This is a genomic window from Blautia sp. HCP3S3_B11 (assembly GCF_052064435.1).
Taxonomy (GTDB): domain Bacteria; phylum Bacillota; class Clostridia; order Lachnospirales; family Lachnospiraceae; genus Blautia_A.
The window spans coordinates 22,722-39,665 of sequence record NZ_JBQHVP010000003.1 but is presented as its reverse complement, the minus strand read 5'-3'; the positions used below and the strand labels follow the sequence as shown (position 1 = coordinate 39,665).

Here is a 16,944-nt window from a genome sequence, read left to right as displayed (position 1 = left end):
GAGGAGAGAAGATGGCAGATAAGAACACAACATCAAATATTAACCTTGCTGCTGCCGAAGAACTCCCTAAGGCACAGAGCAAGTTCAAAGAATTTGTCAAGAAATTCATGAAGAGAAAAACAGCAGTGATTTCTCTGGCATTTATAGTTTTTATTATCTTAATGGCAATCATCGGACCGTATGTAGTTCCGTATGATCCGCAGGCACCGGATTACACAGCTATGATGCAGGGGCCAAGCGCAGCCCACATCTGGGGAACCAATGAATACGGACAGGATGTTTTCTCCCGTCTGATGGTTGGTACCAGACTTTCTCTTACATGCGCGCTGACAGCGACGATCATTGGTACGGCTATCGGTGTTGTTCTTGGACTGATCGCAGGTTTCTACGGCGGAATTATCGATTCCCTGATTATGAGATGCTGTGATGTACTTTTCGCTTTCCCTGATATCCTGCTGGCTATCGCAGTTGTTGCCATCATCGGACAGGGTATGGTAAACGTTATGATCGCAGTTGCGGTATTTACAGTGCCGTCCTTCGCACGAATCATACGAAGCGCGACGATTTCCGTAAAGCAGGCTCCTTATGTAGAGGTTGCCCGTTCCCTGGGATGTTCAAACACAAGAATCCTGTTTGTACATATTTTCCCTGGTACGATCCAGTCTATGATCGTTAACTTTACCATGCGTGTAGGTACTGCAATCCTTGCTGCATCATCCTTAAGCTTCCTGGGATTCGGTGCAAACGTTACAGAGCCTGACTGGGGTTCCATGCTTTCCACAGGACGTAACTATCTGAATACAGCTCCTCACATGGTACTGTTCCCTGGTATTCTGATCTTCCTTACAGTTCTGGCATTCAACCTGCTGGGCGACGGTCTCAGAGATACCCTGGATCCAAAGATGAACTAGGAGGAAGAAACCATGGCAGAAAAATTATTAGAAGTAAAGAATCTCCGTACGGAGTTTAAAAGAGATAAAACATGGGTGACAGCAGTTAATAATGTAAGTTTCTCCATTCAGCCGGGTGAGATTCTTGGTCTGGTAGGAGAGTCCGGATGCGGTAAATCCGTAACTTCCCTTTCCATTATGAAACTTCTGGCACGTAACAGTAAGATTTCCAACGGTGAGATCCTGCTTAATGGCAAGGATCTTCTCAAAGAAGATAAAAAAGGCATGAGAAAGATCAGAGGACGTGAAGTTGCCATGATCTTTCAGGAGCCGATGAACTCTCTGAACCCATGTATGAGAATTGAGAAACAGCTGACAGAAGCAATCCTGCTCCATAACAATTTCTCAAAAGAAGAAGCGCACAACAGAGCATTCGAAGTACTGAAATCAGTAGGTATCCCTGAACCGGATATGACATTAAAGAGTTATCCGCACCAGCTTTCAGGCGGTATGTGCCAGCGTGTTATGATCGCTATGGCAATGTCCTGTGAGCCGGAGCTTCTCATCGCGGACGAGCCGACGACAGCTCTTGACGTTACCATTCAGGCACAGATTCTGGAGCTGATGGAGGACATCAGGGCAAAGAAGAATACAGGCATTCTGATGATCACACATGACCTTGGTGTTGTCGCTGAAATGTGTTCCAGAGTTGTTGTTATGTATGCCGGCCGAATCGTAGAAGAAGCGCCTGTGCAGGAACTTTTTGCAGATCCGAAACATCCATATACACAGGGGCTGATCGGTTCTGTACCGAAACTTGGAAGCGGTGTGGAATCTCTTCCGTCCATTCCGGGAAGCGTACCGGATCTGTCTGTAATGCCGAAAGGATGTAAGTTTGCACCGAGATGTAAATATGCAATGGATATCTGTCATCAGCAGGAACCGGAGCTTGCAGATATCAACGAAGCAGGTACCAGAAAATGCAGATGTCATCTGCTCAACAAAACCGGAAAGGAGGCGTAACCTGTGAGCGAGCCGTTATTATCAGTAAAGAATATGAAGAAAACATTCCAGGCAAACGGAGGAATGTTCAGCAAGAAGAAATTTGTTCATGCGGTAAATGACGTATCTTTTGATATTTATCCAGGCGAGACTTTTTCGCTGGTAGGCGAGTCCGGCTGTGGTAAATCCACGACAGGTAAACTGATCGATCATCTGATCACACCTGACTCCGGCGAAATCTGGTTTGAGGGAAAAGAAATCTCCAAACTTTCAGAGAAAGAAATGCGCCCGTTACGTTCAGATATCCAGATGGTTTTCCAGGATCCGTATGGTTCCCTGAATCCGAGAATGAAAGTTCAGGATCTTATCGGTGAGCCACTTCTGATTCACACAAATATGAGTGCAGGAGAGCGCCTTAAGAAAGTACATGAACTTCTCGGCACTGTAGGATTAAGCCCGTCTCATGGAGAGCGTTACCCGCATGAATTCTCCGGTGGTCAGCGTCAGCGTATCGGAATTGCCAGAGCACTGACTGTACAGCCAAAGCTTATCATCGCAGATGAGCCGGTATCTGCCCTTGATGTTTCTATCCAGGCGCAGGTATTAAATCTTCTGCAGCAGTTACAGAAAGACTTTAATCTTACCTATCTGTTCATTTCCCATGACCTGAGTGTCGTTGAGATGATTTCAGACAGAATCGGTGTTATGTATCTGGGTACGATCGTAGAGACAGCTCCGAAGAAAGAACTGTATGCAAACCCGAGACATCCATATACAAGAGCACTTCTTTCCGCAGTTCCGATCCCGGATCCGGAAGTGAAGAAAGAGCGTATTACCTTAAAAGGTGATCTTCCAAGTCCGAGTAATCCGCCAAGTGGATGCCTGTTCCATACACGCTGCCCACATTGTACAGAAAAATGTAAGACACAGGTGCCGACACCTGTTGAAATTGCACCGGGTCATATTGTAAAATGTCATTATCCGGAACTTACAGAATAGGAATTCCGAAATAACAATATTACACCTGAAGATGAACAGTGAAGAAAACAGGATTCACTGAGAGATACAGGTCATCATGAATGGATGAGGAAAGAGGGGCTATGTTTACTGAGGAAAGACAAAGCGCAATAGAGAAATGTCTTCGTGAAAACGGAAAAGTCAAGGTTAAGGAATTGAGTGAAATGTTTCAGGTCACAGAAGACTGTATCCGAAAAGATCTTAAGATTCTTGAAAACGCCGGTAAGTTAAAGAGAACCTACGGCGGCGCAATCCTTTCACAGGATTATCCGCTGAAAAGAGACGTAGTAGACAGACGCCAGTTTAACCTTGACAAAAAGAGAACAATTGCAGCCAAAGCATTTAAACTGATTAAGAATAACGAAACGATTTTCCTTGATATTTCTACCACAAATATCGAGCTGGCAAAGCTTCTTGCCACGTCAAATATGCGTGTGGTAGTGGTGAGCAATATGATAGATATCCTGCAGATCCTTGCCACAAATCCGTCCATTACTGCAATCGGTACAGGGGGAACAATGTATCAGACAGTAAACGGATTTATGGGAGCTGCAACGATAGAAGTGATCAAACAATATAGCTTTGACCGTGCATTTATAGGAAGCTGCGGTGTGGATATGACTGATTGTGCAATTACTACATTGGGGGTAGAGGACGGATTGACAAAGAAAGCAGCCGTGCACAGCAGCAGACATAAATATGTTGTTATGGAAAGGGATAAATTCTATTTCAATGATTCCTATAAATATGCATACTTCGATGATATCAGCGGAATTGTTACGGATGAATTTCCAGATGATACGATCGTGAGTACACTGGAGAGAGCAGGGGTGAAATTGTTCTGATACAGGTAAGTCTTCGGGGGACTTATCTGATCTGGGTAAATCAGTCAGCAGAAAGGATGATCTGTCTGGCTTAGATGAAAAAAGATGGAGGCAAGTACGTGAAAGAATATATTTTGGAAGCCTGTGTAGATTCTGTAGAATCTGCTGTGGCAGCGGTTGAGGGAGGCGCAGACAGGCTGGAACTCTGCGGCAACCTGATCATCGGCGGAACCACTCCGGGACCGTGGCTTTTTGATGAGATAAGAAAGCGTTCGGATATCAGAATTCATGCCCTGATCCGTCCGCGTTTTGGAGATTTCTGCTACACAGATGCAGAATTTTCCATGATAAAGCATGCAGTAGAAGATTTCAGAAAAATGGGTGCCGAAGGTGTTGTATTTGGAGTGCTGAAACCGGATGGCACATTAAACATGGAACAGATGAAAGAACTGATGGAGGCGGCAGGGGATATGTCGGTGACCCTTCACAGAGCTTTTGATGTATGCGTGGATCCAATAGAAACAATGGAACAGGCAATCTCACTGGGAATCAATACGATCCTTACTTCAGGACAGCGCAATGTATGTCTGCAGGGGGCAGATCTGCTGAAGGAACTGGTAGAGAAGAGTCAGGAACGTATCACGATTCAGGCAGGAAGCGGCGTTGGAGCAGAAGTGATCCGCCAGCTCTATCCGCTTACAGGAGTCAGGGCTTATCATATGACAGGAAAGAGAGTCATTGACAGTGAGATGCAGTTTCGCAAGGACGGAGTCAATATGGGACTTCCGATGCTGAGTGAATATGAGATATGGCGTACGGATGTAGATAATATCCGTGCCGCAAAGAAAGTTCTGGAGGAATTATAATGGCAGAACCGAGAGTTTTTTTAAAAGAGAACAGGGGCCGAATTGAAGAGAACTACCTGGAGCAGGCAAAGAACCTGCCCCGGGTTTTTGCGCCTGTAGACGAGAAATTACAGAAATGTACAGAGGAAGTGGCGCTTGCATGTAAATATTTATATGCGTTTATGCCGTACAGTGATATTGGCAATTATCCATTTGAAGTATTTCTGGACTATGCAGAGAATGGTGTAAAGCTCTGGAAAGAGAATCCACAGGTTGCAGATCTTCCGGAAGAAATCTTCCTGAATTATGTGCTGTTTCACAGAGTAAATGAGGAAGAGATCGCACAGTGCAGAACTTATTTCCGCACAGAGATCGGAAGCAGAATACAGGGAATGAACTTCAGAGAAGCAGCGCTGGAAGTGAATTACTGGTGTGCCGAAGAAGCTACTTATCATTGTACAGATGACCGTACTTTATCTGCGATTTCTGTATACCGCAGAGGAAATGGCAGATGTGGTGAAGAGTCCGTATTCACTGTAAATGCACTGCGAAGTGTAGGCGTACCTGCCCGCCAGGTATATGCGCCGAAGTGGTCTCACTGCGATGACAATCACGCCTGGGTAGAGATCTGGTGTGACGGCAAATGGTATTTCCTCGGAGCCTGTGAGCCTGAAGAAATCCTGAATAAAGGATGGTTTACAAACGCTTCTTCCAGAGCAATGATGATTCATTCACGTGTGTTTGACACCAAGATACCGGAAGGCGAGGTGATCGGCACAGATGGTATGGTGACCATGCTGAATGAATTGAAGAGGTATGCAGTAACCAAAGAAATTACAGTAACAGTAAAGGATGCGCAGGGGTTACCCACAGAGGGAGCTGAGGTTTCCTTTGAGGTGCTGAACTATTCAGAGTATGCACCAATCGCAGAGAAGAAAACAGACAGTAAGGGAACCGCCAGACTGACAACAGGACTTGGGAGTCTGCGTATTTCCGCAAGAATGTGTTCTGACGGCGAGTGGTTCTATGCGGAAACAGTTATGAACACTGAGAAAGAAGATAACTGTGAACTTTGTCTGGTATCGCAGGATAAAAGAAATGACGGCGAATCAGAAAAGTGGACAGCAGCAGATATATTTGCTCCTCATGATGCACCTGTAAACACAGACATGCCGACTTTAGAACAGAAGGCGAAGGGAAATAAGCGTCTGGCAGCAGCCAATGCACACAGAGAGCAAAAAGTAAGAAACTGGTCAAATCCGGAATGTGAACGTTTCCTGGAAAAAAAGGTAAACAGGATAGAAGAAGCCATTGCTGTCTCATACAGAGAAGATCTCCTGAGGGTTCTCACAGAGAAAGACAGAACTGACTGTATCAGTGACGTTCTGGAGGAACACCTGGAGCTGGCAATCCCATATCATGGTATGATGAAAAAGGATACCTTTGTATCTTATGTGTTAAATCCAAGAGTAGATGATGAAGTTCTTCAGAAATACAGAAGAGAGATTAAGAAGCATTTTTCCAGAGCTGAGAAACAGGAGCTGAGAGATGATCCTTCCAGAATCTGGAATCTGATCGAGAAGGCAATTGTTTCCAGACCGGAGAAAGAGCGTTCCAGTGTGATCACAACACCGGCAGGATGCATAAGGACCTGTACAGGAAGCTTCCTGTCAAAGAAAATCCTGTTTGTTGCAATAGCGAGAACCCTTGGAGTAGCGGCAAGACTGAATCCACATGATCGTTCTATGGAATATATGGAAAACGGAAGATTCGTTCCTGTGCTTGCAAGAACAGAGAAGAACTGTACTCTGATCCTGAAAGCAGGAGAGACTGTACAGTGGAAATATTTCCAGAACTGGAGTATTGCAAAACTGGAGAATGGAAGATATACATCACTGAAACTGGGAGCAGAGAATTTCGAAGATCAGATCCTGAATCTGCCGTTGGAATCCGGAAACTACAGGATTCTTACTTCAAACAGACTTCCAAATGGAAATATGTTTGCAAATGAATATCATTTTGAAATTCAGCCCGGAGAGACAAAGGAGATCGAGCTGGTACTCAGGGAAGCAGATCTGGAGGATATGCTGGAGAATATCTCCATGCCGGAATTTATGCTGAAAACTGAGGATGGTACAGAGGTGAAAGCATCTGACCTTACAGCAGACGGAAAACATATCCTGATGTTTCTGGAAGAAGAAAAAGAGCCTACTGAGCATATCTTAAATGAAATGATGGAGCAGGAAGAGGCTTTCGCAGGATATGCAGAGCAGATTATTTTTGTAGTGAGAAGCAAAGAAGCACTGGAGACACCGACACTGTCCAAAGCACTTGCAAAGTTAAAAAATATTCAGATTTATTATGATGATTTCTCAGAGATTATCAATACTCTGGGAAGGCGTATGTACGTAGATCCGGACAAACTTCCGCTGATTATTGTGACGAATGGAACCCTGAATGGGATTTATGCGACCAGCGGTTACAATGTAGGAACCGGGGATATGCTGTTGAGATTAATGTAAATAAATACAGGAGATAAGAAATCATGTATCAGTTTAACAGAAAAGAATATGAAGAACGTATGAAATGGTATCAGGATGCCCGTTTCGGAATGTTTATCCACTGGGGCTTATATTCTATTCCTGCAAGAGGAGAATGGGTACGCAGTACAGAGGAGATGCCTGAGGAAGAATACCTTCCGTTTATGAAAGAATTTGATGCCAGAGACTATAACCCGAAACAGTGGGCAAAAGAGGCAAAGGCAGCAGGTATGAAATATGTGGTTCTGACTGCGAAACACCATGATGGTTTCTGTTTATTTGACAGTAAATACACAGATTATAAAGTTACCAATACACCTGCAGGAAGAGATCTGATCAAAGAATATGTGGAAGCCCTTCGCGAAGAAGGTCTGAAAGTCGGTCTGTATTTCACCTTACTTGACTGGCATCATCCGGACTATCCTCATTACGGAGACCGCATCCATCCTATGAGAAACCATCCGGAATGCAGTAATGAAAACAGAGATTTTTCTCGTTATATAGAGTATATGTACAATCAGGTGGAAGAGGTCTGCACAAATTATGGAAAAATCGATATTATGTGGTTTGACTTTTCATATGATGATATGCGGGGCGAGAAATGGGGAGCAACAAGACTGATAGATATGGTCCGCAGATTACAGCCGGGAATCATCATTGATAACCGTCTGGAAGTCAGCGGTGAGGGAAGAGGTTCTCTGTATGACTGCAATCCGACACCATATCATGGCGATTTCGTAAGCCCGGAACAGATCATTCCGCCGGAAGGAATCTGCGACAAAGAAGGGAATCCGATGGTATGGGAAGCATGCTTCACCATGAACAATAACTGGGGCTACTGTGCAAATGACCACTATTACAAACCTGCTTCCATGCTGATCAAGAAGCTGGTAGAGTGCGTTTCCAAAGGTGGAAATATGATTTTGAACGTAGGACCTGATGCGAAAGGTAAATTCCCGAAAGAGTCCTCTGCGATTCTGGCGGAAATCGGACGCTGGATGGATAAGAACCATGACAGTATCTATGGATGCGCTCCGGCAGCAGATATCCCGAAACCGGATTACGGACGTATCACCAGAAATGGAAACAAGTATTATGTCCATATTTATGAGAATACATTAGGACCACTGCCGCTGATCGGCTTTGACAAGAATAAGATTGTGAAAGTACGTGCCCTGGATGACGGACATGAAGTGCCGATTTCTACTTTATGGGTGCACAGCGATTATCCGGATATCGCATTTGTTGACCTCGGTCCGGATCCTGTACTGCCGGATCCTGTAGACTATGTGCTGGAAGTGGAGATGGCTGAATAAAGATATAGAATACAAAAAAGCTGCCGGATGGCAGCTTTTTTTACGTTCCTTAACCGAACTGAGGCACAGGTGTCCGTCTGACTTAACAACGGTTTCTCTTGTTTACGAAATAATTCAGAATCCCGCCGCCTATGATAATAACAAGGGCAACAGCAACAACACGTTTCGCTGCTTCCTGCGGCATCTGGCTTTTGGAACCGATGGAATCGGAATAAAAAGTCAGGGTATAATTGATCTCATGAGGGGTGCCCATGGCAGTAGTGTCTGCGATTACCGGCATGCTCTCATCCATAATGGTAACCGGAATCAGGAATTCAGAATTCGTTCCTTCCTCATTGACAGGGAGATATTTTTCACCGTCAACGATCATGTAATCATAATTAGAACTGCTCCACTGGATATCGGCAGTTACTTCGCCGTTTTTTACGGTGATCAAAGTCGGTGAAGTGACACTGGCTTTGCCGCTCCCGCCCTCCAGCTCTACCTGGATGGAATACTCCCCATCTTCTTTATCAAGAGTGAAAGCCTGTGCAGCAGGAACAGAAGTCCATACTGACAGACAGCAGATCAAAGCTGCCAGAACTGCAAAAATCTTTCTCATATTTCTTTCCTCACTTAAATTCGATAATTTTCATCATCCCACAATTGAAATTAATTGTCAATACTTCGTTGAAAAAGTTATCCTGTTTTAGTATAATGAAAAGTACTGTTCACACGCAACATTATTGAGAACGTAGTGAACAGTGAGCACAATAAATGAATATCTGTGAATTGCTTTGCTGCGAAGCAGATCATGCAATTCTGATATCATAAAAATGTATATGGAAATCACAGGAGGATATGGTAATGAGAGGAATTTTATACGGAGTAGGAGTTGGCCCCGGAGATCCGGAACTTATGACATTAAAGGCAGTGCGTCTGATCAAAGAGAATGATATTATTGCGGTACCGGGCGCAGAGGTGCGTGAAACAGTTGCATATAAGATCGCAGTACAGGCAGTACCGGAACTGGCCAAGAAGGAACTTCTGCCAATCTATATGCCAATGACACATGATAAGGCAGAACTGGAACTGAACCATGAAAAAGGTGCCAAGGCACTGGAAGCGGCACTTGATACAGGTAAGAATGTAGTATTTCTGACACTTGGAGATCCGACTATCTATTCAACATTTTCATATGTACAGAAGAGAGTAGAAGCGGATGGATATGAGACAAGACTGGTAAGTGGCATCACTTCCTTCTGCGCAACAGCAGCACGCCTGAATATCCCGCTTACAGAGTGGAATCAGCCCCTTCATGTACAGCCTGCAGTTCACCGTCTTGACAGTGAACTGGATCAGCCGGGAACCTATGTGCTTATGAAATCCGGAAGAAAGATGAATCAGGTGAAGGAAATCCTTGAAAGAAGCGGCCGCGAAGTCCGTATGGTAGAGAATTGTGGTATGCCGGATGAACATATCTATAACAGCGTAGAGGAAATTCCGGATGATGCAGGATATTATTCCCTGATCATTGCCAAAGAGAAAGCCGAAGAGAAATGATAGAGACAAAAGATCTGACGAAAACCTTTGACAATTTTACAGCATTGGATTCCCTGAACCTGAAAATTGAAAAAGGTGAGTTTTTTGGTCTTCTCGGACCAAACGGAGCAGGCAAGACAACGACCATCAGTCTGCTCTCAACCCTTCTTCTTCCGACAAAGGGAGAAATCCTCATAGACGGTCAGCAGCTTACAAGACAACGTCCTGATCTGAAAAGAAAGATCAGTGTGATTACTCAGGAATATTCCATGCGTCAGGATATGAATATGGATGAGATCATGGAATATCAGGGCCGCCTCTATTTTATGCCCAGAAAGCAGATAAAAGAAAGGACAGAGGAACTTCTGGAGTTCTGTGACCTGCTGAAATTCCGCAAGCGTACAGTACGTAAGCTTTCAGGTGGAATGAAGCGTAAGCTGATGGTCTGTCGGGCACTCCTGACAGATCCGGAGATCCTGCTTCTGGATGAACCCACAGCAGGAATGGATGCTCTTTCCAGGAGACAGATGTGGAATCTTCTGCGTAAGCTTAATGAGAAAAACCTGACGATCCTGCTGACTACTCATTATATGGAAGAAGCACAGAGTCTCTGCAATCGTGTGGCACTGATGGATCATGGAAAGCTGGAGGAGGTAAGTACTCCGTCAGCACTGATCGAGAGTCTTGGTGCTTATGCGGTGGACGAGATGACAGCAGATGGAACACAGAATCACTATTTCCATACACGACAGGAAGCAATCCGGTATCTGGAACAGCTTACAGGACAGGCGTCTCTTCGCGAGACGACACTGGAAGACGTCTTTGTAGAAAGAGCCGGGAAGCATTTGATTTCAAAATAGCAGTTATTAACCGAATCAGGGAAGTCCCCTGCGGAGGTTGAGAAAAAAGTTAGAATAATCTGGAGAAAAATGTATGGGAATTATAACAATATTATGGGAGAAGTGGGTAGAATTCCGCCGGGATTTCTATAAGATCACACTGGCGGCAATGATCGCACCGCTAATGTATCTGATCGTATTTGGAATGGGAATCCAGACCACTTCTCATGGACAGCCATACCTGAACTTTCTGATTCCGGGTGTGGTATCACTGACAACTATGAACGGAAGCTTCAATGCCATTGCGCAGAACCTGAATGTACAGAGACTGTATGAGAAGGCCTTTGATCAGGTGATGATCTCCCCCACACCGTTATGGCAGTTTATCGCCGGGCAGATCATCGGGGGAAGCCTGCGCGGTCTGTATGCAGGAGGAATTATACTGCTTCTTACAGCACCTATTGAGACGGGACTGATCTTCAACGGATGGTCTTTTCTGGTGATGTTCCTAAACGGAGCAGTATTTTCAGCCATCGGTGTGGTGGTATCCTTTCTGGCAAAAAACCACGCAGACGTGCCGAGGTTTTCCAATTATATCATTATGCCTATGGCATATTTGTGTAACACCTTTTTCTCAACAGAGAAACTTCCGGGATTTGTAGGCAAGTTTGTATCAGCCTTGCCATTATCCCAGACCAGCCATCTGATGAGAAGCATTTCATCAGGTGAGGCGGTGAATTACACCGGTATTGGGATTCTGCTTCTTTATCTGCTGGTGTTTACTGTAGCTGCATCATGGTTTATTTATAAGAAGAAAAACCTGTAATAAGAAGAAAAATCTGTAACTGACTGACAAGGAGGAGCTTGTGCTCCTCCTTGATCTGGTTATGCATTATATATCAATGTGAATCTTTGTAAAGAGAAAAAGGGGAATCATATACTGACAGTGTACGAAAACGTTGCTATTCACTCTGTTCTCAGTAATCCTTTTACCGGTGAATAGCAATAAAATGGTATATTCCATTTATTGACTTTTATCCTTTGAATGATATACTTGAATTATGCATAACCGAGCAGCTGTTTTTGACATCTGTCCGGTTAAATTTTCACACAGCCATAATAACAGAAGAAAGGGCATACATTATATGAGTAAGCCAAAGATATTAATCGTTGATGATTCACAATTAAACAGAGAAATCCTTGCCTGTATGCTGGAAGATAACTATGATATCTGTGAAGCTGAAAATGGAAAGCAGGCAGTTGAAATCCTTGAAAGATGCCATAAGGATTTTAAGCTGGTGCTCCTTGACCTGATCATGCCGGTAATGGATGGTTATCAGGTACTTGCTGTTATGAAGGAAAAGCAATGGCTGGATATGCTGCCTGTTATCTGTATTTCATCAGAGACTTCCGGAGATAGCATCCGTCGGGTTTATGGGCTGGGAGCAAGTGATTACTTCACACGTCCCTTTGATGCAATGACGGTCTTTCATCGTGTTGAGAGTACGATTGCGCTGCATGATAAGATGACGGGAGACCTGCAGGATGCGATGAAAATGTTATCATCTATTTTTCACCGGATACTCAAGATTAATCTCTCGACAGATACTTATACAGTTATAAGAGGAAAAGACAGTACTGTTTCCATGCTTCCAAGTCTTTCTGAAAGCCTTAAAATGATGGCTGATTATAAGTATATTTATGAAGAGGATCAGGAAGAATATTTGAAATTCTGCAGTATAGATAATCTGAGAAGAGAACTTGCGAAAGGCAGAGAACGCATTTACCTGAACTACAGAACTCTGATAAAACAGGAGTACCGCTGGGTATGTATGGAAGTCATCAGAAGTGCAGAATATAAACCGGATGACCAGATTGCCATGATGTATATCCGGGATATCAATGATGAATATCTGAAACAGCTGGATAAGATCATACGTCATGCAAAAGATGCGTTTGCCTCAGTTACAGTAAATATTTCGGATGGAAGCTGTATTATGGCAAACAGCAGGATTGCTTCACTGGAGCTGAAAGATGTAAATGAACCACTGGATTCTTATATTGAGCGGATCAGTCAGTCTATTCCGCAGAGAGAAGTGAGAACTCAGTACAGAAAGGTATTTTGTGTAGATAATCTGAGGGAGTGTCTGACACAGGGAAAAGATATGATCCAATGGGAATGTCCTGTGTATGCCGCAAAAGGAATCAGTCTGAGGATGATCAGAACCACAGTTGAGATGGTCCGGAACGTTTCTTATGACAGGCTGGAAGCACTGATCTATTTTTCTGATATTACAGAGAACTATTTTTCAGAGCAGATTCCGCATATGCTGTACAGAAATAATTTTGACAGAATAGAGATTATTGACGGGCAGAGAGACTGTGTGAGACTGGATCATCCGGGTATCTGTGCCATGGAGATGGTTCTGGCAGAAGAGATCAGTTATTCCGGTTATGTTACTGAAGTTATGAAGAAATTTGTTCCGGATGATGAGAAATCCGTATATGAAAAATGTGTGCGTCTTGATACCATTCGGAAAGAACTGCAGGAGAAAGATAGATATTCTTTCTCTGTTCATCAGTTTAATAAAAAAGGGGAGAAATGTTTAAAGAACTATACATTTTTTTACCTCAATAAATTTTTTGACATTATTGTAGCTACAGTTGAGGATATTACGGAGAAATTTGAACAGGATATTCTGACGGGCGGATATAACAGACAGGGTTTTATCCGTCATGTGGAACGGATCCTGAAAGAAAGTGAAGACAGAACCGGATATGCGGTTGTATTTTTCGATATTAAGAATTTCAAGGCAGTCAATGAGCTTTTTGGAACAGAAATCGGAGATATGATGCTGCGCAAAGTGTACGAAGATGTCCGGAAATCAGAGCTGAAGCCTCTGGTATCGGCACGTGAGGACGCAGATCATTTTATCTGTCTGGTAGAACGTAAGAATCTCGATCTGGATATGCTTACCGGAATGTGTCAGAAGAAACTTACCCGGGGAGGAAAAACACTTCATTTGTCTGTCAAATGTGGGATTTTTATGCTTGAAAAGAAAAAAATGTCTGTGAATGGAATGATTGACAGGGCAAAGATTGCCCAGAGATATATTACAGATGAGTTTGTCCAGTCATATAAGATTTATGATTCTTCCATGAAGAATACATATATAGATAAAGCAACATTAGCAGGTGAACTGGAGGAAGGGATTGAGCAGGGACAGTTCAAAGTATATTTTCAGCCTGTTGTGGATGCAATGACCGGAAAGATTGCATCAGCAGAATCTCTGATCCGGTGGTTCCACCCGAAAAAGGGATTTATTTCGCCGGGTGTATTTATTCCTGCACTGGAGGAAAGCGGACATATTTCCGAACTGGATCTGTATGTGCTGGATTCGGTTAATGAATTTCAGAAGAAACGTTATCAGTCCGATAAGATCACAGTTCCGGTATCAACTAATCTGTCATGGATGGATTTCTATGATGAGACGATCATGAACTGGCTGGAGAAGAAATGTGCAGATGCTTCCATGCCGTCCGGTCTGTGCAGAATGGAGATTACAGAAACCTCCTATGCTGCCATTGAGGCAGACAGAAATGCAACTCTGGAGGCATTAAGAGAAGCAGGGATTCTGCTGCTCCTGGATGATTTTGGAAGCGGATATTCTTCCTTTGGAATGCTCCAGAATTACAACTTTGATATTATGAAAATTGATATGAGTTTTGTGCGGCAGATAGAAACCAATACCAAAACACGCAGTATTATCCGCTTCATCATTGAAATGGCACATACTATGGAGATAAAGATTATAGCGGAAGGTGCTGAAACTAAAGAGCAGGTCGAGTTCTTAAGAGACAACGGCTGTGATTATATTCAGGGTTATTATTTTTACAAACCGATGCCGGAGGAAGAGTTTGTGAAACTGCTGGATGCCGGCAGATAACAGTTACATATAATAGTCTCGCACAAACTGTACAAACTGCTTTACATGGGGTTTCAGAATCCTGTTTTTGCTGTAGACTATATAGAAACTGCGCTTATTGGCAGCTTCCTCCAGCGGAAAGACAAGAATCTGCTTTGTCCTCTGCAGGTCATTGACAGAGCGTGATGAAAGAATAGAGATTCCCAGACCATTAACAATGGACTTTTTGATGCTTTCCAGGTCATTCATGCGGGCGATTACATTCAGATTGCCTGTTGTGATGCCTGTGCGCTCCAGAAAAAGATCCATTTCTTTTTTTGTGCCGGAGCCTTTTTCCCTGAGGATAATAGGATCTTTCAGGAAATCATGGAAAATAGCGGGTGTTTCTCTGTCCTTGAGTGCAAGATAGTGATCTGTTACAGGAGTTGCAATGACCAGCTCATCATGGCAGAAAGGAATAAACACGCAGCTCTCGTCACGTGTATTCTGACCTACCAGAGCCAGATCTACAGTTCCGTCCAGTACCCGGCTGATGGATTCTGAACTGTCTGACTGTATGGAGTGAAAATAAACATCCGGGTGCGTTTTGCCGAAAGCAGCAAGCAGTTCCGGCAAAAGATAAGAAGAAGGAATGGTAGATGCAGCCAGATCTATCATATGTTTGTGGGCACCTGTAAAATTCTCAAGCAGGTTATTTCTGATCTCCAGCATACGGACTGCACTGTCATAAAGCTGGTAGCCTTTGGCAGTGATTGTTGTTTTCTTTGTAGTACGAATGATCAGTTTCATATGCAGTTCATCTTCCAGAGAACGTATATGCGCACTGATCGTGGGCTGTGTCAGGTAGAGGCGGCGGGCCGCCTCTGAGAAGCTGCCGTAGTCCACGACAGCGACGAATGCTTCTAATTGTTTAAATTCCATTGTGAAACTCTCCTTTTATAGCAATCCTCTTAAATAATGCATTTAAGAGGATTGCTATAGTAATGCGGATAATGCATTTAAAGCAATATCCAGTTCCTGTTTTGTATTCTCGGATCCGAAAGAAAACCGGAGAGTACCTTTCGGGTATGTTCCAAGGGTTTTATGGGCATTTGGTGCACAGTGAAGGCCAACTCTTGTCATAATTCCGTAAGTACTGTCCAGCTCAAAGGCGGCCTGAGCCATGTCCATATGTAAGGTCTGGACAGATACAACTGCACAACGGTTTTCAGTATTTTTTTTACCGATAATACGCAGAAATTTTTCTTCAGGATCCAGATTCAGGATACCATCCATAAAGTATTGTGTCAGCATTAATTCATGTTGGCGGATTTCTTCCATGGACTGTTTCTCCAGATCACAGAGTGCGGCATGTAGTCCCAGAATCCCAGGTATATTGGGAGTTCCGGGCTCGAAACGATCCGGAAGAAATGCCGGTACTTCCTCAGAATGAGAGGCGCTTCCTGTTCCTCCGCTGATAAGAGGCTCAATCTGCGCTGCCAGTTCATTGCGGATCAGAAAGCCTCCTGTTCCCTGTGGTCCTCTGAGTCCCTTGTGACCTGTAAATGCCAGTGCGTCTATGTGATATTTCTCCATATCAATGTCAAGCGTTCCTGCTGTCTGTGCAGTGTCCAGAATAAAAAGAAGCCTATGTTCTTTGCAGAAATCTCCGATTTCCTGTGCCGGCATGACAGTTCCGCATACATTGGAAGCATGAAGACAGACCACAAGCTTAGTCTCAGGACGAAGGAGTGCAGCTGCTCTATCAAGCAGAAGACTGCCGTCAGAAGCGCATGGGATCCTGTCAAAAGAAATTCCGTGTTTCTCCAGCTGTACAAGAGGACGCATCACTGCATTATGCTCCATGGCAGTTACAAGTACATGATCGCCGGGTTTCAGAAGTCCTTTCAGAAGAACATTCAGACTGGCAGTGATATTTTCTGTAAAAATAACATTCTTACCCTTTCCGGAAGTAAAGTGAAAGAGCTTCAGAATCTGTTCTCTTGTCTCGAAAATCTGCTCCTCCACAGAATAAGCTGCCCGGTATCCTCCCCGATTCACATTCACAGCAGAGCCTGACAGGTAATCATAAACTGCCTGTGCTACAGATGGTGCTTTTGGAAAAGACGTACTGGCCTGATCCAGATATATTTTATTCATAGTAACAAATCCCCCGATTTTTATATATAGCAATTCGTGGATATCAAGTCAGAAAAAAATACTTTTTGACCCTAACATCATATCT

The 16,944-nt window shown here is 43.8% G+C and carries 14 protein-coding genes; 11 read left to right on the top strand and 3 right to left on the bottom strand.

All coding sequences use genetic code 11. The annotated features are described in order from the left end of the window. Positions 1 to 11 precede the first annotated feature (11 nt). The 7 genes from ACTNC0_RS02940 (at position 12) to ACTNC0_RS02910 (ending at position 8,434) form a co-directional block, all read left to right on the top strand. Positions 12 to 911, top strand: coding sequence for an ABC transporter permease (locus tag ACTNC0_RS02940; RefSeq protein WP_020993648.1), 900 nt, complete (start codon positions 12 to 14; stop codon positions 909 to 911). A gap of 12 nt (positions 912 to 923) precedes the next feature. Continuing rightward, a complete protein-coding gene (locus ACTNC0_RS02935) occupies positions 924 to 1,913 on the top strand; it encodes an ABC transporter ATP-binding protein (protein ID WP_022380021.1) in 990 nt (329 codons plus the stop codon). A 3-nt stretch (positions 1,914 to 1,916) separates the two neighbouring features. Further along, the gene (locus ACTNC0_RS02930) at positions 1,917 to 2,891 is read left to right on the top strand and encodes an ABC transporter ATP-binding protein (RefSeq protein ID WP_020993647.1); all 975 of its coding nucleotides are present in this window, start codon (positions 1,917 to 1,919) and stop codon (positions 2,889 to 2,891) included. Between the two features lie 80 nt (positions 2,892 to 2,971). Further along, positions 2,972 to 3,754 (top strand): DeoR/GlpR family DNA-binding transcription regulator, encoded by a 783-nt coding sequence (locus ACTNC0_RS02925; protein ID WP_020993646.1) that lies wholly within the window; start codon positions 2,972 to 2,974, stop codon positions 3,752 to 3,754. A gap of 98 nt (positions 3,755 to 3,852) precedes the next feature. Continuing rightward, positions 3,853 to 4,599 (top strand): copper homeostasis protein CutC, encoded by a 747-nt coding sequence (locus tag ACTNC0_RS02920; RefSeq protein ID WP_291815780.1) that lies wholly within the window; start codon positions 3,853 to 3,855, stop codon positions 4,597 to 4,599. Further along, positions 4,599 to 7,100 (top strand): transglutaminase domain-containing protein, encoded by a 2,502-nt coding sequence (locus ACTNC0_RS02915; protein WP_441086292.1) that lies wholly within the window; start codon positions 4,599 to 4,601, stop codon positions 7,098 to 7,100. Before ACTNC0_RS02920 ends, ACTNC0_RS02915 begins: the two co-directional genes overlap by 1 nt. Positions 7,101 to 7,123: 23 nt before the next feature. Beyond that, positions 7,124 to 8,434 carry an alpha-L-fucosidase gene (locus ACTNC0_RS02910; protein ID WP_118520030.1) on the top strand — a complete coding sequence of 437 codons (1,311 nt, stop codon included), beginning with the start codon at positions 7,124 to 7,126 and terminating at the stop codon, positions 8,432 to 8,434. Between the two features lie 82 nt (positions 8,435 to 8,516). Here ACTNC0_RS02910 and ACTNC0_RS02905 read toward each other — a convergent pair whose 3' ends face one another. Next, positions 8,517 to 9,035, bottom strand: coding sequence for a hypothetical protein (locus tag ACTNC0_RS02905; protein ID WP_291815774.1), 519 nt, complete (start codon positions 9,033 to 9,035; stop codon positions 8,517 to 8,519). Positions 9,036 to 9,280: 245 nt separating this feature from the next. On the opposite strand from ACTNC0_RS02905, the gene cobI reads away from it, so the two are divergent. The 4 genes from cobI to ACTNC0_RS02885 all read left to right on the top strand — a co-directional run bounded on the left by cobI (position 9,281) and on the right by ACTNC0_RS02885 (position 14,741). Beyond that, positions 9,281 to 9,976 (top strand): precorrin-2 C(20)-methyltransferase, encoded by a 696-nt coding sequence (gene cobI, locus ACTNC0_RS02900; protein ID WP_173681034.1) that lies wholly within the window; start codon positions 9,281 to 9,283, stop codon positions 9,974 to 9,976. Beyond that, a complete protein-coding gene (locus tag ACTNC0_RS02895) occupies positions 9,973 to 10,815 on the top strand; it encodes an ABC transporter ATP-binding protein (protein ID WP_441086291.1) in 843 nt (280 codons plus the stop codon). The genes cobI and ACTNC0_RS02895 overlap by 4 nt, the downstream gene beginning before the upstream one ends. A gap of 73 nt (positions 10,816 to 10,888) precedes the next feature. Then, positions 10,889 to 11,620 (top strand): ABC transporter permease, encoded by a 732-nt coding sequence (locus tag ACTNC0_RS02890; RefSeq protein WP_008706312.1) that lies wholly within the window; start codon positions 10,889 to 10,891, stop codon positions 11,618 to 11,620. A 319-nt stretch (positions 11,621 to 11,939) separates the two neighbouring features. Next, entirely contained in the window at positions 11,940 to 14,741 is a 2,802-nt protein-coding gene (locus ACTNC0_RS02885) for a two-component system response regulator (RefSeq protein ID WP_441086290.1), read from the top strand. A gap of 3 nt (positions 14,742 to 14,744) precedes the next feature. Here ACTNC0_RS02885 and ACTNC0_RS02880 read toward each other — a convergent pair whose 3' ends face one another. Further along, complete coding sequence (locus ACTNC0_RS02880; protein WP_291815759.1) at positions 14,745 to 15,641, bottom strand: selenium metabolism-associated LysR family transcriptional regulator; 897 nt, start codon at positions 15,639 to 15,641, stop codon at positions 14,745 to 14,747. A 54-nt stretch (positions 15,642 to 15,695) separates the two neighbouring features. Next, complete coding sequence (locus tag ACTNC0_RS02875) at positions 15,696 to 16,859, bottom strand: aminotransferase class V-fold PLP-dependent enzyme (protein WP_441086289.1); 1,164 nt, start codon at positions 16,857 to 16,859, stop codon at positions 15,696 to 15,698. Between the last annotated feature and the right edge of the window lie 85 nt (positions 16,860 to 16,944).